13 protein-coding genes and 2 tRNA genes are annotated in these 19,251 nt (G+C 57.1%); 11 read left to right on the top strand and 4 right to left on the bottom strand.

The window, feature by feature from the left end; all coding sequences use genetic code 11:
* The 3 genes from OE750_RS03280 to OE750_RS03270 are packed head-to-tail and all read left to right on the top strand — an operon-like array spanning position 1 to position 3,364.
* Positions 1-2,418: a GcvT family protein gene (locus tag OE750_RS03280; RefSeq protein ID WP_263761356.1), complete on the top strand. Its 2,418-nt coding sequence runs from the start codon at positions 1-3 to the stop codon at positions 2,416-2,418.
* 3 nt (positions 2,419-2,421) lie between these two features.
* The gene (locus OE750_RS03275) at positions 2,422-3,027 is read left to right on the top strand and encodes an NTP transferase domain-containing protein (protein ID WP_263761353.1); all 606 of its coding nucleotides are present in this window, start codon (positions 2,422-2,424) and stop codon (positions 3,025-3,027) included.
* Positions 3,005-3,364 (top strand): hypothetical protein, encoded by a 360-nt coding sequence (locus tag OE750_RS03270; RefSeq protein ID WP_263761351.1) that lies wholly within the window; start codon positions 3,005-3,007, stop codon positions 3,362-3,364. Before OE750_RS03275 ends, OE750_RS03270 begins: the two co-directional genes overlap by 23 nt.
* 211 nt (positions 3,365-3,575) lie before the next feature.
* Here the strand turns inward: OE750_RS03270 and OE750_RS03265 are convergent, their stop codons facing one another.
* From OE750_RS03265 to OE750_RS03255, 3 genes are all read right to left on the bottom strand, one after another.
* Positions 3,576-7,469, bottom strand: a complete 3,894-nt coding sequence (locus OE750_RS03265; RefSeq protein ID WP_263761349.1) for a Hint domain-containing protein — start codon at positions 7,467-7,469, stop codon at positions 3,576-3,578.
* Positions 7,470-8,259: 790 nt separating this feature from the next.
* Positions 8,260-8,343, bottom strand: a tRNA-Leu gene (locus OE750_RS03260).
* 71 nt (positions 8,344-8,414) lie between these two features.
* A complete protein-coding gene (locus tag OE750_RS03255) occupies positions 8,415-9,668 on the bottom strand; it encodes a flavin-dependent oxidoreductase (protein WP_263761347.1) in 1,254 nt (417 codons plus the stop codon).
* Positions 9,669-9,790: 122 nt separating this feature from the next.
* Here OE750_RS03255 and OE750_RS03250 point away from each other — a divergent pair, with 122 nt between their 5' ends.
* The 7 genes from OE750_RS03250 to OE750_RS03220 all read left to right on the top strand — a co-directional run bounded on the left by OE750_RS03250 (position 9,791) and on the right by OE750_RS03220 (position 16,959).
* Complete coding sequence (locus OE750_RS03250; protein WP_263761345.1) at positions 9,791-10,369, top strand: YqaA family protein; 579 nt, start codon at positions 9,791-9,793, stop codon at positions 10,367-10,369.
* Positions 10,366-10,833 carry a disulfide bond formation protein B gene (locus tag OE750_RS03245; RefSeq protein ID WP_263761343.1) on the top strand — a complete coding sequence of 156 codons (468 nt, stop codon included), beginning with the start codon at positions 10,366-10,368 and terminating at the stop codon, positions 10,831-10,833. Before OE750_RS03250 ends, OE750_RS03245 begins: the two co-directional genes overlap by 4 nt.
* 195 nt (positions 10,834-11,028) lie before the next feature.
* The gene (locus tag OE750_RS03240) at positions 11,029-11,694 is read left to right on the top strand and encodes a potassium channel family protein (RefSeq protein WP_263761341.1); all 666 of its coding nucleotides are present in this window, start codon (positions 11,029-11,031) and stop codon (positions 11,692-11,694) included.
* A gap of 50 nt (positions 11,695-11,744) precedes the next feature.
* On the top strand, positions 11,745-13,040 hold the full coding sequence (locus OE750_RS03235; RefSeq protein WP_263761339.1) for a TrkH family potassium uptake protein: 1,296 nt from the start codon (positions 11,745-11,747) through the stop codon (positions 13,038-13,040).
* A gap of 537 nt (positions 13,041-13,577) precedes the next feature.
* Positions 13,578-15,611 (top strand): ASKHA domain-containing protein, encoded by a 2,034-nt coding sequence (locus tag OE750_RS03230; protein ID WP_263761337.1) that lies wholly within the window; start codon positions 13,578-13,580, stop codon positions 15,609-15,611.
* A 66-nt stretch (positions 15,612-15,677) separates the two neighbouring features.
* A complete protein-coding gene (locus tag OE750_RS03225; RefSeq protein ID WP_263761335.1) occupies positions 15,678-16,850 on the top strand; it encodes a glycosyltransferase family 87 protein in 1,173 nt (390 codons plus the stop codon).
* Positions 16,851-16,885: 35 nt separating this feature from the next.
* Positions 16,886-16,959, top strand: a tRNA-Gly gene (locus tag OE750_RS03220).
* An 8-nt stretch (positions 16,960-16,967) separates the two neighbouring features.
* Here OE750_RS03220 and OE750_RS03215 read toward each other — a convergent pair.
* Positions 16,968-18,257: an ATP-binding protein gene (locus tag OE750_RS03215; protein ID WP_263761333.1), complete on the bottom strand. Its 1,290-nt coding sequence runs from the start codon at positions 18,255-18,257 to the stop codon at positions 16,968-16,970.
* Between the two features lie 39 nt (positions 18,258-18,296).
* On the opposite strand from OE750_RS03215, the gene OE750_RS03210 reads away from it, so the two are divergent.
* Positions 18,297-19,208 (top strand): MBL fold metallo-hydrolase, encoded by a 912-nt coding sequence (locus tag OE750_RS03210; RefSeq protein WP_263761331.1) that lies wholly within the window; start codon positions 18,297-18,299, stop codon positions 19,206-19,208.
* The last annotated feature ends 43 nt before the right edge of the window (positions 19,209-19,251 follow it).

Raw genomic sequence — 19,251 nt, 5'->3', positions numbered from 1 at the left:
ATGCAAACCACAACCCGTGTAGCCGTCATCGGCGGAGGCGTCGTCGGCGCATCTGTGCTTTATCATCTTACAAAGCTTGGCTGGTCCGATGTCATGCTGCTTGAGCGCTCCGAGCTGACATCGGGCAGCACATGGCACGCTGCGGGCGGTTTTCATACGCTCAACGGCGATACAAACATGGCCGCGCTGCAAGGCTACACCATCCGCCTCTATAAAGAGCTCGAAGAACTCACTGGCCTCTCCTGCGGGCTGCACCACGTTGGCGGCGTCACCTTGGCTGATAACCAAGACCGCTTTGATATGCTCCTCGCCGAGCGTGCCAAGCACCGCTTCATGGGGTTGGAAACCGAGATCGTCTCACCCGAAGAGATCAGGAAAATCGCTCCCGTCACCAACATCGAAGGCATCCTTGGCGGGCTTTATGACCCGCTTGATGGCCACCTTGACCCGTCAGGCACAACCCACGCCTACGCCAAGGCCGCGCGCATGGGCGGTGCCACAATCGAAACGCACACAATGGTCAAAGAGACCAACCAGCGCCCCGATGGCACATGGGATGTGGTCACCGACAAAGGCACAGTCCACGCCGAACATGTGGTCAACGCAGGTGGCCTCTGGGCGCGCGAAGTCGGTGCGCTTGCGGGCGTCTACTTCCCGCTGCATCCGATGGAGCACCAGTATATCGTCACCGACGAAGTGCCTCTGATCAAAGAAATGATGGCCGACGGTAAAGAGCACCCGCATGTCATGGACCCTGCGGGCGAAAGCTATCTGCGCCAGGAAGGTAAAGGCCTCTGCATCGGATTCTACGAACAGCCCTGCCGCCCTTGGGCGGTTGACGGCACATCGTATACCTTCGGCCAGGAGCTTCTCGCCGATGATTTCGACAAGATCGAAGACAGCATCAACTTCGCCTACAAGCGCTTCCCCGACCTTGAGAAAGCGGGCGTCAAATCCGTGATCCACGGCCCCTTCACCTTTGCCCCAGATGGCAACCCCCTCGTCGGCCCCGTTCCGGGCATGCGCAACTACTGGTCTGCCTGCGGCGTCATGGCCGGCTTTAGCCAGGGCGGCGGCGTCGGCCTCATGCTGGCGCAATGGATGGTTGAAGGGGAATGCGAACGCGACACCATCGCCATGGATGTCGCCCGCTTCGGCGACTGGATCACACCAGGCTACACCCTGCCCAAAGTCATCGAGAACTACCAGAAGCGCTTCTCTGTCAGCTATCCAAACGAAGAGCTGCCCGCCGCGCGCCCCTTCCGCCAGACTCCCATGTATGATGTGTTTGATGAAATGGGTGCCGTCTGGGGCCAGCAATTCGGCCTCGAAGTGGTCAATTACTTCGCCCAAGGCGACGAGCCCAGATATGAAACCCCCAGCTTCCGCCGCTCAAATGCCTTTGACGCCACCGCCCGCGAGGTTAAAGCCGTGCGCGAAGCCGTCGGCATCAACGAGACGCATAATTTCGGCAAATACCTCGTCACCGGCCCCAATGCCCGCGCTTGGCTTGACCGCGTGATGGCAGGCCGCGTGCCGCAAATTGGCCGCCTCAGCCTGACCCCCATGCTCAGCCATAAGGGGCGCCTGATCGGGGATTTCACCATATCCTGCCTCGGCGAAGAGGCCTTCCAGCTCACAGCGAGCTACGGCAGCCAAGCCTACCATATGCGCTGGTTTGAGCAAAACGAGATGGAAGGTGTCACCGTTGAAAACGTCTCCGACAAGCTAAACGGCTTCCAGATCGCAGGACCAAACGCCGCCAAAGTGCTCGCGGCTTGCACGCGCACTGACATTTCGACCATGAAATTCATGGATGTGCGCCACATGACAGTCGGCATGGTTGATTGCGTGGTGCAGCGCGTCAGCTACACGGGTGATCTGGGCTTCGAGATTTACTGTGATCCAATGGCGCAACGCGCGCTCTGGCGCACACTCTGGGAGGCAGGCCAGGAGCACGGCATACTCCCCTTCGGCATGCGCGCGATGATGTCGCTACGTCTCGACAAGTTCTTCGGCTCATGGCTCTCGGAGTTCTCACCCGACTACACCGCCGCTGAAACAGGGCTCGACCGCTTCATCAGCTTCAAGAAAAACAGTGACTTTATAGGCCGTGCCGCCGCCGAAGCCGAACGCGATGCCGGCCCCGCGCGCAAGCTCTGCGCCTTTGAGGTTGAGGCTGACAATGCCGATGTGAACGCCTACGAGCCAATCTGGCTGGGTGGCGAGGTCGTCGGTTTCTGCACATCGGGCGGCTATTCGCATTATGCGCAAAAGTCGATAGCACAGGGCTTTGTCCCCGTTGAGCACGCACGTGAGGGCCTCGAAGTCGAAATCGAGATATTGGGCCACATGCGCAAAGCCAAGCTCATCACCCAACCGCTCTTTGATGCTGATGGCGCACGGATGCGCGGCTAGATCATGCGCCGCGCGGTTCTCATTCCCGCGGCTGGCGCCTCCTCTCGTATGAGAGGCGGCGATAAACTCTTGGAAGATGTCGGCGGCGAGCCTTGCCTGAGCCATATGGCCAAAGCCGCTTTGGCCAGCGCCGATACGGTCATCGTCACACTGCCCGCCCCTGATCATTCCCGCGCCGCAACGCTGGATGGCCTGCCCGTCCGGATCGTGATCGTCCCCGACCACGCCACAGGCATGTCCGCCTCCCTGCGCGCAGGGGCAAGCGCCGCCATCAGCGCCCGAGCAGATGCGCTAATGGTTTTACCCGCCGATATGCCCGCCCTCGCGCCGCATCTCGCAGCGCTTTGGCAAGCCTACGCACAACAGCCCGCAGGCACAATTTTGCGCGCAATCACAGAGACCGGAGAACAGGGTCACCCCGTCCTCTTTCCGTCTGATATTTTACATGATTTTCATACACTTAAAGGAGACACTGGTGCAGCCCCTATTCTGCAGCGATATGCTCCCCGCCTACACTTTCACCCGCTGCCGCACGCACACGCACGCCATGATCTGAACACCCCTGAAGACTGGGCAGCATGGCGACATGCAACCAGAACGGCAGAATAATTTCCTCCACGCCCTGAAAAACAATTGTATCAATCCCGTCGGTCACAATGCCTGCTTGCCATCCGGTAAGATCCAGCATGATGTGCATATCCAGATCACTCAAATCAATCACACGGAAACCGCTGTTCTGCGTTCCGCCAATCAAATAGTCGCCACCAAGCCCGCCCCGGGCATAGACAGGGCAAAATATCCCCGTCTCACAACAGGACGCGGATTTTGGCGTTTCGCCATAAGTCGGATAAAAATTCTCAAAGTAACCCATCGTAAAAGCCCCATACTCGAAATCTTGAAGCTATGGGTAGCGAAAGCTTGCGGCGCGATTGCGGCAGCACTTTGAATTTATGCAAAATTTTTCGTAATTTTCGCCTCATTGCTTAACTAAACGCTAATCAATGCACGCCTCCACACGCAGAACGCGAAAGAGGGAGGGCATGCAAATGCACGCCCTCCCAAGCGCCCCGATCGACTGGAGCGCAGCTGCATATTCATTGAATATCAGTATAAGCGCCCTGCCCCTCCGATATCAGAGGCGCAAGGCATCTTGTGTATTAGCGAACCAGAAGCTTGGCTTCGTGCTTCTTCAGAGCGCGGCGGGCAGCAGTGTAGTCTTTGATGCCTTCTTCCGTCTTCAGCTCTGGGAAGAGCTGGAAGATTTCGTCGCGTTGCTCTGTTCCAAGCCCGTCAATCACCGACTGCCCCGGCTGGAAGCTTTCCGTCCATGCACCGTTGCTCAAAACCACTTCGTGGTTGTCGAACATAAAGTGCACATAGCTCACACCCAGCGTGCCCACTTCATCGACGCCTTTCAGCCCCGTGAGGTGTTTGGCAGCCGCGAGCACTTCTGTTTCCTCGAAGTAAAGTGAGGTGCGCTCATTGTTGATCAGAATCCGGTGCTGCGGGCTGACAAGAATGTCATGCTCTGGCAGGTTGTTGCCAAGCGCGCCCTTCTGAATGAGGATCGGGCGCAGGTTGGGCGAGCGTGCAAGCTCATGGCCCGAAAGCGTCCTTTGTCCCATCCAACGGATTTCCTGAATGCCGTTGTCACGCGTGATGATCTTGTCACCGACTTTAAGGTCTTCCACAAGGCGCTCGCCCCGCGGTGTCGCGATCGCTGTGCCGGGCGTAAAGCAAGGCACGACATTCTCGATCTCTTCAAAGTTCATCGTTGATGTGATGTTGCCATCCGCATCGCGGAACTCGACAAAGCCGTCTTCACGATCATCCGAGGTATAGGTAACGTTGAGGCTACCGCCCGGATTTTCCGCTTCGGCTGCACCGGTCAGATCAAGTGTATCCCAGTCGTTCGGCGTCCCGTCAGGGCGGATGCCCGCAGGGCCCGAACCACCGTCAACAACATCCCCACCGGTGATCGCGCCAAAGTAATCCTGACCGTCACCGCCCGAGAGCGTGTCGGCTCCGGCTCCACCAAGAATGCTGTCATCCCCTGCGCCGCCATCAACCGTATCATTGCCTTCACCGGCAAAGATCGTGTCGTTGCCGTCACCGCCGGAGACAAGGTCGTCATCAATGCCCGCATCGATCCAGTCATTGCCTTCGCCGCCGCTGATTGTGTCATTGTCGTCGCCTGTGATGATCGTATCATCACCTGCGCCGCCGGCCACAAGGTCACGGTCGTCGTTCGGTGTCGGATCTGTTGCATCAGGGATCGGGTTTGACCCTGAGGTGTCGATAAAGTCGTTGCCGGCCCCACCGTTCACCGAGTCATTGCCGTCACCGCCGATAATGCTGTCGTTGCCGAGGCCACCATCGATTGTGTCGTGACCTTCGCCACCATCAATCGTGTCGTCACCTTCGCCACCGTTCACGAGATCGTCGTCAATGCCTGCGTCAATCAGATCATTGCCTTCGCCGCCGTCGATAGTGTCGTCGTCGTCACCTGTGATGATCGTGTCGTTGCCTGCGCCACCCACAACATTGTCACGGTCGTCGTTCGGTGTCGGATCTGTCGCATCAAGGATCGGGTTTGAGCCTGATGTATCGATAAAGTCATCACCGGTGCCGCCATCAACAACATCGTTTCCGTCGTTACCAATAATGCTGTCGTCACCTGTTCCACCGAAGACAGTATCGTTGCCCTGGCCGCCAATCAGTGTGTCGTTGCCGGCGTCACCGTAAACAAGGTCATCGTCGATGCCCGCGTCGACATAATCGTCGCCTGTGCCGCCAAGAAGCGTGTCATCATCATCTTCACCGAAGATCGTGTCGTTGCCGTCACCACCGTCTACAAAGTCACGGTCGTTTTCAGGAACAGGGTCTGTCGCATCAACTTCGTTTCCGCCGTAGGTGCTACCGCCTGCGTTGATGAAATCGTCGCCGCCTTCACCGAAGATGCTGTCCGATCCGTGGTGCCCGAGGATGCTGTCCTCACCGTCGCCGCCATAAACCGTGTCGTCATCAATGCCCGCGTCGATTGTATCGTTGCCAATACCACCAAAGATCAGGTCAGCGTCATCGCCGGTCGAAATCAGATCATTGCCCGCGCCACCATAGACAGTGTCCAAACCGTCAGTTGTGTTCGGGTCACTCAGAATATCAGGGTAGCCTGCAATTGGCAGGTTGGGGTCGTCACCAACATAATCGGAGAAGGTGTTGGTCCCCGCTTCGATTGTGTCGTCACCGTCGCCGCCCTCGATGTAATCGGAGCCCTGAATATCGACTATCGAGTCATTGCCCGCGCCGCCATAGACTTCGTCATCATCAATGCCTGCCGCGATGGTGTCATCGCCTGTGCCCGCAAAGATAGTGTCACGGTCATCGCCCGTGCGGATGCTGTCATCACCCGCGCCACCTTCAACGAAGTCGCGGTCGTTTTCAGGGTCTGCATCAACAGGCAAACCGGGCCAGATTTCCGCATCAATCAAGGGGTCCGGCCCCGATGTATCGATCACATCATTGCCGTTGCCGCCGTCAACAGTGTCGCGCCCGTCACCACCGTCAATGGTGTCGTTACCGTCGCCACCGTTGATAATGTCGTTGCCGTCTTCGCCGAAGATTTCGTCGTTGCCGGTTTCGCCGCTGATGTTGTCATCACCGGTGCCGCCATAGACTTCGTCATCACCGTCGCCCGCATATACGGTGTCGTCGCCGTCACCTGCTTGCACGATATCGTCGTTCACGTCTTCGCCGGGGATAATCTGGTCGTTGGCGTCAATCATGTCGCCATCGGGATCACCTGTGTAAGTCACGTCGATCAGATCATCGCCGGGCGTGCCTGAAACAATCCCGTCAGGCCCTGTATCATCACCGACAACAACTGTCACAGTGGCCGTGCTTTCGTTGCCCGCAGGGTCGGTGATCGTGTAGTCGAATGTGTCTGTGCCCGTGTAACCCGCATCCGGCGTGTAAGTCACTGTGCCATCAGCGTTAATAACAACCGAACCGTTCGCAGGCTCTGTCGTGCCGCTCACAGTCAGCGCTTCGCCTTCAGGGTCCGTGTCATTCGCCAGAACAGCAATCACAACAGGCGTGCCAACGTCAGTGGTGTTATTGTCGTTATTCGCCGTCGGCGCTTCGTTCACGTCTTCCACAACAACTGTCACAGTGGCGGTCGAGGCATTTCCCTGTCCGTCAACAACTGTGTAGTCAAATGTGTCCGTGCCTGTGAAAGCGGTGTCAGGCGTGTAAGTCACTGTTCCGTCGTCATTGATAACAACTGAACCGTTCGCAGGCTCGGTTGTGTCAGTGACGGTCAGTTCGTCGCCCTCTGGGTCAGAATCGTTGGCCAGAACGTTGATCACAACGGCCGTGTCTTCGTCCGTCATCGCGCTATCGTCACCAAGCACCGGCGCTTCGTTGTCTTCCGCCGGGCATGTCGAGAAGTGCAGATCCGAGACCATAACAGTCTGTTCGCCCACGTTGCCGTTGGCATATTCAATTTCGATCCGCGAAACAGGGCCGGCCACCGAAACAAGGGTCGAGGCTTCGGCATCTTCATAGCCAAAATTTGTGTCGCCGTCAGACAGGGTGTTGCCGTTCACATCAATATTGGACCCGGTGGTGAACGTGACGGGGATTTCGTTTCCGTCGGGGCCATATGCGCGAATGGTTACAATGTCTTCGTGAAGGTCTGTTGTCGGGTCAATATCATTGCCACCGCCATCAAGATCGTTGATGCGGAACGTCACATCCGAGACGCAATCACTATAAAGTTCGTTTGAAGAGGCAAAGCTCAAGGTTGTGGTGGACGTTTCGTCAACACCGCCCTCGCCGCCTTCGCCAATCAGCTTCAGGTAAGACTGATCGTTGAAATCTTCGCCATCGGCGACATAGCCTGTCGCGTTGAAGGTCACACCGGAGGCGCCCTCATCCTGCGCAGAAAAACCTACGGTGACATCAATGCCGCCTGTATCAACAGTTTGCGAAGGCTCCATGTTTGTGCCGTAAGCGCCAAACAATCCCCAATTCAGTACCAGATCAGCCATGATAAGACCCTCTTTTTCAACCTCGGGGAACGCCCCGTCCGCCGATTGTGAAGCCTTGGGGACATACCCGTAGAGCTCCGTTGCATTTTTTGCGAAAACGAAGGGAAAAGAGGCAGAAAAGTCATCACAGCAGCGAGCCGCGCCGCAACGGCGCATCTCTATCGGCAGCAATCGCCACACACTTCTTAAAGGAAAGTTCCGTAAAGACAGTGCAGCTCTTTTCGCATCTCCCCGATGCTTCGCAGTTCAGCGGTCGCCCCCGTGACCATTACTCACTACGCCCCCCAGTTGGGCAGCTCCTTCTTAAGACGTATTTTCGTCCGCCGAAAGATAAATTTGTTGGGAAAAAGGCAGGATTTCTCCCCCTCGCAGCGTTCTCACGCAATTTTTATCTGGGCAAATCTCCCAGTTGACACGCTATTGTTTCCAAAAGGAATTCACCCAAAAGAGCGCTCCAGAGTCATGTTTTCAACGGTATTTAACAGCTATCCTCGTCAGAGCTGCCAAGGCTCATCCCGGCTCACTGTTTACAGAAGCGAAACAATTAACCATCCATTCATATTCTCGCATTTCCACGCTCCGACAAAATTTTGCCTTTATCATTGATCACGAAACGCGAACGAACAGCCGCTTTGCGACCAGATTGAACACTCTGGAAAATAAATGACACATTTCAAATGCACGAATCACGGAGAAAACATCCGAATCGCTGGGAAAAACCTGCAAATCGGCCGAATCTCCCTCGGGAAACTCTGATGCGGCATGAAAAAGCCGTTTTCTGAATGTGCTGTGGTACCCAAGGCCGGACTCGAACCGGCACGCCTCGCGGCGGGGGATTTTGAATCCCCTGCGTCTACCATTCCGCCACTTGGGCACATTGAGCGCGGTTTAGCGTGTTGTTTGCCGCACGAAAAGGCAAAAATGCACTAAACCCTCAATCGCCGCTCAATTAGGCACAAGCGGCCCGCGCGCATTGAGGGCTTCGATGTCCATTCCTGCCAGCTTTTTATAGCCCGCCGCCGCGCTCTCCAGTTCGGCAAGGCTCATCACCTCGCTGATGTCGTCAAACCCCTCGGGCGCGCGCTCGGCCACAACATCAAGCACCTTGTCAGGCCCGTCGCCCCTGTTGGCCAGCACCAGCTTGTTCACTGTCTCGCGGCGTATCTCGTCGTATTTCGTCAAAGCCGCCTCGCCCTGCCCCCTATCGCGCAGCTCGCGTGCCAGCACCCGTGCATCCAGAATGGCCTGCGAGGCCCCGTTCGAGCCGATCGGGTACATCGCATGGGCCGCATCGCCCAAAAGCGTCATCCGTCCGTGGCTCCAGCGCGGCAACGGGTTGCGGTCCACCATCGGATATTCCAGGACACTCTCCGCCTTGGTGATAATCTCGGGCACATTCAGCCAGTCAAACGTCCAGTCGGCAAAGGCGGGCAAGAAGTCGTCCAGCTTTCCTTCGCGGTTCCAGTCCTGCTCACGCCACATGTAATCCTCAGGCATAGCGCGGTCGGCAATCCAGTTGATCAGGCAGGTTCCGTCATCATATTCCGCAATCGGATAGCAGACAAACTTGCAGGCTTTCTTGCCCGCCATCGCCATTGTCCGCCCGCCAAGGAAGCTTGGCCCGCGCGTCACACCGCGCCACATCATGATCCCGCCCCAATGCGCGCCTCCCTCGTCAGGGTAAAGCGCCTTGCGCGCCTCCGAGTTGATCCCGTCAGCCGCGATAAAAACACGACCCGTTTCCGTGCCAAGCGCCTTGCCCGTGCTGCGCTCGGCCAGATAAATCTCGACACCCTCGCCGGTTTCCTCCGATCCGGTCACAGCCGCGCCCATTCGGATCACATCCTTGCCCGCCCGCTCCACAAGCGCGCGATAGAGCAACATCTGCATCTCGCCACGGTGGATCGAATATTGCGGCCAGTTGTAGCCCGCAAACTCGCCGCGCGGCTCGCGCCATATCTCGCCGCCCTGCGCCGAGAAATAGCCAACCTGCTTGGTGCGCAAACCAACCTTTTCAAGCGCATCCTCAAGCCCGAGTTCGAACAGCTCACGGATCGCATGGGGCTGCACATTGATGCCCACACCCAAGGGGCGAATCTGCCGCACCGCCTCGAATATCTTGAAAGGAATGCCCAACTGATGCAGCGACAGCCCCAGCGTCAGACCACCAATCCCTGCACCCGCAATTAAAACTGTCATGTTTTGCACTCCCGTTTGGCTCTGACGGCATGTTAAAGGCACCCCAAGCCTTGACGCCAGCCCAAAAGAACGGCCCAATAGGACAAGGCAGAAAACATAATAATAAGAACAAGAGCAGAAACATGTTGCGCAGGCTTTATGACTGGACAATGCGCCTTGCCGATCATCGTTACGCGATGTGGTGGCTGGCGGTCGTGGCGTTCATCGAATCTTCGGTGTTCCCGATTCCACCCGATATCCTGATGATCCCGATGATCCTCGCCCGCCCTTCACGCGCATGGCTCATTGCTTCCGTAGCCCTCACCGCCTCGGTCATCGGCGGGCTTCTGGGCTACGCCATCGGCGCGCTGGCGTTCACCGAGCTTGGCCAACCGATCCTCGAAAGCCTCGGCAAGGCCGATACCATGGAAGCCTTCAACACCCGCTTCAACGATGTCGGCTTCTGGGCCGTCCTCGTCGCGGGCATGACCCCGTTTCCCTACAAGGTCATCACCATTATGTCGGGCTGGACAGGCATGCCGCTCTTTACCTTTATCGTCACCTCTATTCTGGCGCGCGGCCTGCGCTTTTACATCGTCGCCTTCCTGCTCTGGAAGTTCGGCGCGCCCATTCGTGATTTCATCGAGCGCCGTCTTGGGCTAATGTTCATCCTGTTCTGCGCCTTCCTTCTGGGCGGATTCTATGTGGTGAAATACCTATGACCTTCTCGCGCCCCAATCTTCTCATTCTCGCAGGCCTCGGCTCCGTAGCTATGATGGCGGGCGCACTGTCGTTTCAATACATCGGTGATATGCCACCCTGTAAGCTCTGCTACTGGCAGCGCTACCCGCACTATGCGGCCATGGTTATCGCCCTCATAGCGCTTCTCATTCCGGGCCGCTTCTGGCCCCTGCTCGGCGCGGGCGCAGCCCTCACCACAGCGGCCATCGGCATCTACCACACGGGGGTCGAACGCAAACTCTGGGACGGTCCGTCAAGCTGCAGCTCAAACAATGTCACAGGCCTCAACCCGACAGAGCTGCTTGATCAGATCATGAACGCGCCCATCGTGCGCTGCGATGAAGCGCCATGGGAAATGCTCACGCTCTCCATGGCGAGCTGGAACGCCATCGCATCCTTCGCCCTCGCACTCATCTGGCTGGCAGCGGCAAAGAACCGTATCTAGTCAATCGCGCCCGCCCCGGACAATCCAATCCACAGAACGCGCAGTCAAACATAGCATTGCCGCACACAAAGCCGGTTAAGGCAAAAAGCCCTCCTGCGCAGATGCCGCGAGTGTTCGGTCCAAGCCCAATCTTGACAAATTGCCGCATCGCGGCGAGGTTCGCCTAATTGTGATCATAGATCGTGAGTAGAAGACATGAAGAACTCCGCCAACCGAACTTTTGGTGTCGTAGGGCTAGGGAACTTTGGCAGTACCGTCGCAAAGGAGTTGCAGCGGTTCGGCAATCACGTCATCGGAGTCGACATGTCCGAAGCGCGCGTTATGAGCCTTGCTGATACACTTTCACAAGCCATGATCGTCGATGCGCGCGATGATGCTGCTTTGCGAGAAGCGGGCTTCGGTGATTGTGACGTGGCCGTCGTTGCCATGGGCGATGATCTGGAGGCCAGCATCCTTGCGGCAATTAATCTGAAACTTGTCGGAGTTCCGGTTGTTTGGGCCAAAGCTACGACCAAAACACATCACAGGATTCTGAGTAAACTCGGTGTAGACAGGATTATTCACCCGGAAGTGGAGGTCGGTCAACATATCGCACAGGTTTTGCATAACCCGCTGGTGCGTGACTATGTCAGTCTGGGAAACGGCTACCACGTTGTGAATTTCCGCATTCCGGAAAGCCTCGAAGGCAGAAGTCTGGAAGACTTGCCGCATGGCGAAAAGTTCAATCTGCGTTGCATCGGGGTCATGCGCGGAACCGAATTCGTCGGGCAAGACGTAACAGGATGCCAATTGGAGCGGAATGACCTTCTGCTGCTGCTTGGCCAACGCAAAGACCTGCACAACTTCGCGGCCAGCCTGTAACAATGGCATTCTGGCCCTCGAACTTGGTGAAACGGTTTGCCACGCTTCGCATGCCGCCGCCAGCGGTGCTTGTGATTTTTTACATCGCATTTATAATCTTTGGCGCCATCCTGCTGTGGCTGCCGATCTCGCATCATGGTGACATCGGACTAAGCGAAGCGCTTTTCACCTCCACTTCAGCCGTGACCGTGACAGGCTTGGTGCTTGCAGATACCGGAGCCACGTTCACGGTCTTTGGTCAGGCTGTCATTGCAGCACTTATCCAGTTGGGAGGGCTGGGTTTGATGACGTTTGCGGTGCTATTGCTTAGCGCGCTTGGTATACCCGTTGGCATGCCGCAACGTCTCATCTTGCGAGAAGATCTAAACCAAACATCCCTTTCAAAGCTCACATACCTAGCGCGCATTATTCTGGTTATTGCCCTTGTTTGTGAAGCAATCGGGGCCGCCTTGCTGGCCTTAGTCTTCGTTCCCGAGTTCGGCTGGAGCGGTGTCTGGCAGGCAATTTTTCATTCGATTTCGGCCTTCAACAACGCGGGTTTTGCGCTTCACTCCGACAGTCTCTCGCAATGGGTGGGCAACCCGATAATCAATATCGTGATTCCGGCCCTCTTCATTCTGGGAGGGATCGGCTTCATTGTCGTGGGGGATATCTATCAGAAACGCCAGTGGCGCAAACTCACACTGCATTCCAAACTGATGCTGCTCGGGACCGCCATTCTGATTGTCTGGGGAAGCGTCATGTTCGGCTTTCTCGAATGGAGGAACCCCAACACTTTGGGCCACCTCGACACGGACGAGAAACTATGGGCAAGCTGGTTTCAGGGCGTCACGCCGCGCACGGCTGGGTTCAATACGATCGACACCGGCGGAATGCATGACAGCGCGACGATGCTGACGATGACGCTTATGTTGGTTGGCGGAGGCAGCACCTCGACAGCTGGAGGGATCAAAGTAACGACCCTGTGTGTATTGCTGCTAGCCACAGTTGCTTTTTTCAGGCGCCAAACGACATTGCACGCCTTTGGCCGTTCTCTAGGGGTGGATGAGGTAATGAAGGTCCTCGCTCTCACGACCATTTCCATGCTTCTTGTGCTGACGGGCATTTTTGTGACCTCAATCAATCACGACGGCGAATTTATTGACCTCGCGTTTGAAGTCACATCAGCATTCGGCACGGTGGGCCTATCGCGCGGAATCACTGGAGATCTTGATGGCATCGGCAGGGCCATCATCATGGCTATGATGTTTGTCGGTCGGGTTGGCCCTCTGGCTATCGGTTTTTTCCTCGCAACCCGCAGTGTGCCGAGGGTAAAGTACCCTGCAGGGCAAATATATCTTGGGTAGTCATCACGTATACTGGATAAACGATGCTTGGCTGGGTAGATCAACCGATCGAAGGACCGCTTCGTCCACGCAACGAGCCTTTGACCGTCAACAAAGCTGAGCAGCTTTCGTCCAAGAGCAGACACTCAACAAGGCTGCCGAATACCCTCATTTTTGAAACACCCGAAAATCAGCCAGTTTCCCGCTGCCCAAAAAAACCGCCCGAACCCGAGCCGTTGCTGAGGTTTTGCCTCCCCTAGGTTTGTCATCCATTACCCCTCTCGCCCGACCACCGTACGCCCCGTTAGCTAATTTTGCGTTAACAAAAATACGATTCAGGCGGTGCACGGGGTGTGCACGCATTGTGCACGCATATCACCCCCCCCTTTTTGTGGTTTTTTGATATGGTTAACGTGGCTGAACGGTGGTTTCCCCTCGCAACAGTTGCGCACATCAAATATGACGCTCAATGTCAGCTTTATGCCGCTCCCCGCCCTCTAAAATGAGACACGGCACTCTATCTTGCCTTTAAAGGCCCCGAAATCAGGCAGTTACACCATGAGCAAAGATCCTCTCGTCATCTTCACCCCCTCCGGCAAACGCGGGAATTTTCCCGTTGGAACTCCGATACTTACAGCCGCTCGCCAGCTCGGGGTTGACCTTGATTCCGTCTGCGGCGGGCGTGGTATCTGCTCCAAATGCCAGATCACCCCCTCCTACGGAGAGTTCTCCAAACACGGCGTCACAGTCGCCGACAATGCCCTCAGCGAGTGGAATTCGGTCGAAGAGCGCTACGACCAAAAACGCGGCCTCCCCAAGGGCCGCCGCTTGGGCTGCCAGGCCACTGTCCAGGGCGATATCGTCATCGACGTTCCGCCCGAAAGTCAGGTTCACAAACAGGTCGTGCGCAAGCGCGCCGAAGTGCGTAATATCTTAATGAATCCAACGGTTAAGCTCTACTATGTTGAAGTAAAAGAACCCGACATGCACGAGCCCTCAGGAGACCTTGAACGCCTGCGCGTCGGCCTGAAGGAGCAGTGGAATATCGACGTGCCGCGCGCCGATCCGCATGTCCTGACGCACCTTCAACAAGCCCTGCGCAAAGGCGCGTGGAAGGTCACAATTGCTGTGCATCAAGGGCACGCCGAAGCCTCTGCCTCTATCATGCAGGTCTGGCCCGGCTACTACGAAGGCTCGCTCTACGGCCTGGCTGTAGACCTCGGCTCAACAACAATCGCAGGCCATTTGTGCGACTTGCAAACAGGCGAAGTTGTCGCCTCCTCGGGCCTTATGAACCCGCAAATCCGTTTCGGCGAAGATCTCATGAGCCGCGTCAGCTACTCCATGATGAACCCAAACGGAGCCGCCGAAATGACAGCTTCCGTACGTGCAGGCATGAACGGTCTGTTCGACCAGGTCGCCTCCGAAGCGGGCATCGACAAAACCCTCATCATGGACGCGGTTTTTGTATGCAACCCCGTCATGCACCACCTTTTCCTTGGTATTGATCCGTTCGAACTCGGCCAGGCCCCTTTCGCGCTGGCAACCTCTGACGCCCTGCGCCTTGAAGCTCGGGATCTGGACCTCGAACTGCACCCTTCCGCGCGGGTATATACATTGCCCTGCATCGCAGGTCATGTCGGTGCCGATGCCGCCGCTGTTGCACTGTCCGAAGCGCCCGACAAGTCGGACGACCTTGCTCTTATCGTCGATGTCGGCACAAATGCCGAAATTCTTTTGGGTAACAAAACCAAAGTCTTGGCTTGCTCCTCTCCCACTGGGCCAGCCTTTGAGGGTGCGCAGATCAGCTCCGGCCAACGCGCTGCGCCGGGGGCTATTGAGCGCGTAGAAATCGACCCCGAGACGAAAGAACCGCGCTTCCGTGTCATCGGCTCCGACCTCTGGTCAGACGATGAAAACTTCGCCGAAGCGATCGCCACCACAGGCATCACCGGAATTTGTGGCTCCGGCATCATCGAAGCCATCGCCGAGATGCGTCTCGCGGGTATTGTCGATGCCTCCGGTCTCATTGGTTCGGCTGCACAAGTCGGCACCGAACGCTGTATCACAGACGGGCGCACCCACAGCTACATGATGTGGGACGGCTCTGCCGATGGCGGCCCCACTATTACCGTTACAAACCCCGATATCCGCGCCATCCAGATGGCCAAGGCCGCACTCTACTCGGGCGCACGCCTGCTGATGGACAAGTTTGATGTCGCCACGGTAGACCGCATTGTTCTGGCAGGTGCGTTTGGCGCGCATATCTCGCCCAAACATGCGATGGTGCTCGGCATGATCCCCGATTGCAAAATCGAGAAGGTCACCTCAGCGGGCAACGCCGCGGGCACAGGTGCACGTATCGCCCTCCTCAATAGCGAAGCCCGCGCCGAAATCGAAGCCACCGTGCGTAAGATCGTCAAGGTCGAAACCGCCGTCGAGCCGCGCTTTCAGGAGCACTTCGTCAATGCCTCAGCCATTCCGAACGCGGTCGAACCTTTCCCCATCCTTGAAAGCATCGTCTCGCTGCCCAAAGTCAGCTTCAACAGCGGTGAAGAGCGTGGCGGCGGACGCCGCCGACGACGCAACTGAAGTGGTGTTTGCACGCCTATACAGGCTTCGCTAGGGTCGCTCCGATAACACAACATAGAGGCGGTCATGTCTAAGCGCAGTCTTTTCTTGATACTTGGCCTTCTGGTGGCTCTCATTTGCCTTACCGCCCTACGGATTGGCGCGCCCGAGCTTTTCGGGGTCGATGCGGTTTCAGCCGACTATATGATTTTTCATCAGGTCGGAGAGCTCGCCAATCTGGGCCGCGTGGCCGAGGCCTATGATGCCCCCGCTTTCAAAGCCTACCAGCTTGAACGCACGGGCAGTTCGGTCTTCATGACATGGACCTATCCACCCCACTTCAACCTTGCCTTGCAAGTTCTAGCACCTCTGGGTGTTGGCCTCGGGTATTTCGTCTTTACGACCCTGTCGCTGGCCTTCTTCATCTGGGGCCTCTTTCGTTTCGGATCAGACGCTGCGGTTTGGGCGCTATCCCTAACAATGCCCGCAATGGCGATCAACTTGCTCACGGGCCAGAACGGCTTTCTCACAGCAGGGCTCATGGCGCTGTTTGCAGGCCTGGCATTGGCGCAACGCTCACGGATCGCAGGGCTTGTTCTGGGGTTACTCACATATAAACCGCACCTTGGTTTAAGCCTTGGCCTTGCAGCCCTCCTGCGTGGCGGTTGGCGTATGGTTGCCGTGGCTTGCGTCACACTCCTCGCGCTGCTTGCCCTCGCGACCCTGCTCTATGGCCCGGACATATGGCCCGCCTTTCTGGGCGGCGTGAAAACTTCGGGAGAGCTTTTGCAAGCGGGCGAATACAAATTCAGCCGCATGATCACCCCCTTCACACTCATGGCCTCTTTCGGCTTCGCCAATGCCTCCGCCATGGCCGTTCATGTGGTCTGGCTTCTCATAAGTTTCGGTGTGCTAACATGGGGCTGTCTCAAAGACTGGCGCTTGGCACATGTAATCAGCCTTGCTATTCTCTCAGGCGCAACCCTCAGCCCCTATGCCTATGACTATGACATGTGTGTGCTTGCCCCCGCACTGGCGCTGGCCCTTCCTGCCATTCAGGGGCTTGGAAAGCCTGCACGCATGGTTCTTGGTGCATCAGCCCTCCTAGCGGGAGGATATGGCCTCACAACAGCACTTCTAGCTGATCAACTTGCCGGCTCGGGCCTTGGCCAGCTGTCTCTCGGAGGATTGGGCCTCATGCTAACCCAAGCGCTCGCCTTCTACGCTATGGCCCGCGCAGAGGCCGCGCATATCGCTTGACCACTGCACAAGCGCGGTCTATCTCAGCGCTTCAGGCGGGTATGATGTAATGGTAGCCTGTCAGCTTCCCAAGCTGAACGCGCGGGTTCGATTCCCGCTACCCGCTCCAGTTTCCCTTCAACGTCCAATCACGATATCAGCGCGTAAACCACCAAGCTCGGTGCTTTCTCCCAGCCGCAGCATGCCGCCATGCGCGCGCGCCACATCCATTGCAATCGACAAACCGAGGCCTACGCCTGAACCTTTGTTCTGGTTACGCGCGGCATCCAGACGCGCAAAGGGCCGCAGCGCCTCCTCACGATCACGTGCCGCAATCCCCGGCCCGTCATCTTCTACGCGAATACGCAATGCACGTTCTGTCAAAGCCACCGAAACAACAGCCCTGTTGCCGTAACGCACAGCATTGCCAACAAGGTTCTCAACGGCCCGCCGAATCCCGATGCGCCTGAGGTTGACGGTTCCGTCACCCTCGCCGTCCATCTTGCCAAGGCTCACATCTTGCCCTGCACGCGCGCAATCCTCCACAATTTCGCGAATAAAGACAAACGGGTCGGTCGACTCGGCCTCGCCTTCAGCCGCCCCCTTGGCAAACGAAAGAAATTCATCCACCAAACGCTGCATCTCCGTCACATCGCGCTCCAGCGGCTCGCGGTCTTCATCCTCCAAAAGCGCAAGCCCCAGCTTCATCCGTGTAAGCGGAGTTCTCAAATCATGGCTCACTCCCGAAAGCATCAGCGTGCGCTGCTCGATCTGGCGCTCGATGCGGTTTCTCATATCCAGAAAGGCATGGCCTGCCGCACGCACTTCGACAGCCCCGGACGGTCGATATTCGATCACCTGTCCACGCCCGAAAGCCGCGGCTGCCCGTGCCAGACGCTTGATCGGACGTAGCTGATTGCGCAGATAAATATAGGCAATCATAGTCATAAGAATGCCACCCAGCAGCATATAGACCAAAAGCTGGTGCGGATTTGAGGCCGACACGCGCAGTCTGTTGAAGCTCAGCACAACAGGGCCCCGCTCTGTAGCAATCCCGACACGCAAAGTGCGACCGTCAGGCATGTCTACGGCAGCAACTGTTTCCAGCGCTTCGAGCAATTCGCGCCGCACAACAAAGCCGGAAAAATCATACCAACGCTGACGCTCTTCAATGAGTTCGCCTGCCGCAAGCTCGATTTCCAAAGGCGTGGCCGAAGCACTGACACCGTCTTGCTCGTATTCACTTAACACCAATCGCAACTCAAGCGCCATCGAACGGGTCATCTGGGTTGTCACATCCTCGAAATGCCGCTGAATAAAAATAATCGAAACAACAAGCTGCAAGCCGATGATCGGCACTATCAGAATAAGCGCCGCCCGCCCGTAGAGCGAACGCGGCATATACTGTTTGAGCCATCCGAAAAACATGCCTAAACCTAGCGTTGTAGATACCAAGAAGGAAGTGCCATGAACGATCTGGAGCGTTTTAATCCGCCTACAGGCCAAGCCGAAACGCTTGAACCCGATTTGCGGCGCATCGTGGCGAACAACCCTTCCCCCATGACTTACCGCGGCACAAACACATACCTCATCGGACATGGCAATCTTGCGTTGATTGATCCTGGCCCGAATGACCCCGCGCATATGGACGCAATCCTCTCCGCACTCGGGCCTGACGAGCGCATCAGCCACATCTTTGTCACTCACTCCCATGTCGATCACTCCCCGCTCGCAGCCCCGCTCTCGGACGCCACAGGCGCCCCCGTGCTGGCATTTGGCGATAGCCTCGCCGGGCGTAGCGCTGTAATGTCCGATCTCGCCGCAAGCGGACTTTCCGGCGGTGGTGAAGGTGTCGACCCCCACTTCGCTCCCGACATCCTCTTGCAAGACAACGAGACTGTGATGGGCGAAAGCTGGGCGCTTACAGCGCTGCACACGCCCGGGCATTTTGGAAATCACCTCTGCTTTGCATGGAACGACGCGCTCTTCTGTGGCGATCTTGTCATGGGTTGGGCCAGTTCACTTGTCAGCCCTCCTGATGGGGATCTGACCGAGTTCATGGCCTCCTGCACTCGCCTGCAAGCGCAAGACTGGCGGGTGTTTCACTCAGGCCATGGCGAACCGATAGCAGACCCCGCAGCGCGACTCGACTGGCTCATCACTCACAGACAGAGCCGCGAAGCCCAGATTCTCATGGCGCTTCAGCACGGCCCAGCCACAGCCACGGCACTCACTGCACAGATATATGCCGAGACACCAGCAGAACTTCTCCCCGCGGCCGAACGCAACGTCTTCGCGCATCTGATCGATCTGGTTCAGAAGTCCCACGTGCAAGCCTCACCGCAGCTCTCTAAATCCGCCACCTTCCGCCTCACCTGACGAAATATCTTTTTGCCATTAAAAGCACAAAAACCGCTGGACG

This window comes from Lentibacter sp. XHP0401 (assembly GCF_025751535.1).
Classification (GTDB): Bacteria; Pseudomonadota; Alphaproteobacteria; order Rhodobacterales; family Rhodobacteraceae; genus Lentibacter.
This window is presented reverse-complemented; position numbering and strand designations above follow the sequence as displayed.

What these genes read in the sequence shown, in the direction of transcription:
- OE750_RS03280 (WP_263761356.1), top strand. Translation starts at nt 1, where the DNA reads ATGCAAACCACAACCCGTGTAGCCGTCATCGGCGGAGGCGTCGTCGGC.
- OE750_RS03275 (WP_263761353.1), top strand. Translation starts at nt 2,422, where the DNA reads ATGCGCCGCGCGGTTCTCATTCCCGCGGCTGGCGCCTCCTCTCGTATG.
- OE750_RS03270 (WP_263761351.1), top strand. Translation starts at nt 3,005, where the DNA reads ATGCAACCAGAACGGCAGAATAATTTCCTCCACGCCCTGAAAAACAAT.
- OE750_RS03265 (WP_263761349.1), bottom strand. Translation starts at nt 7,469, where the DNA reads ATGGCTGATCTGGTACTGAATTGGGGATTGTTTGGCGCTTACGGCACA.
- OE750_RS03255 (WP_263761347.1), bottom strand. Translation starts at nt 9,668, where the DNA reads ATGACAGTTTTAATTGCGGGTGCAGGGATTGGTGGTCTGACGCTGGGG.
- OE750_RS03250 (WP_263761345.1), top strand. Translation starts at nt 9,791, where the DNA reads ATGTTGCGCAGGCTTTATGACTGGACAATGCGCCTTGCCGATCATCGT.
- OE750_RS03245 (WP_263761343.1), top strand. Translation starts at nt 10,366, where the DNA reads ATGACCTTCTCGCGCCCCAATCTTCTCATTCTCGCAGGCCTCGGCTCC.
- OE750_RS03240 (WP_263761341.1), top strand. Translation starts at nt 11,029, where the DNA reads ATGAAGAACTCCGCCAACCGAACTTTTGGTGTCGTAGGGCTAGGGAAC.
- OE750_RS03235 (WP_263761339.1), top strand. Translation starts at nt 11,745, where the DNA reads ATGCCGCCGCCAGCGGTGCTTGTGATTTTTTACATCGCATTTATAATC.
- OE750_RS03230 (WP_263761337.1), top strand. Translation starts at nt 13,578, where the DNA reads ATGAGCAAAGATCCTCTCGTCATCTTCACCCCCTCCGGCAAACGCGGG.
- OE750_RS03225 (WP_263761335.1), top strand. Translation starts at nt 15,678, where the DNA reads ATGTCTAAGCGCAGTCTTTTCTTGATACTTGGCCTTCTGGTGGCTCTC.
- OE750_RS03215 (WP_263761333.1), bottom strand. Translation starts at nt 18,257, where the DNA reads ATGTTTTTCGGATGGCTCAAACAGTATATGCCGCGTTCGCTCTACGGG.
- OE750_RS03210 (WP_263761331.1), top strand. Translation starts at nt 18,297, where the DNA reads ATGAACGATCTGGAGCGTTTTAATCCGCCTACAGGCCAAGCCGAAACG.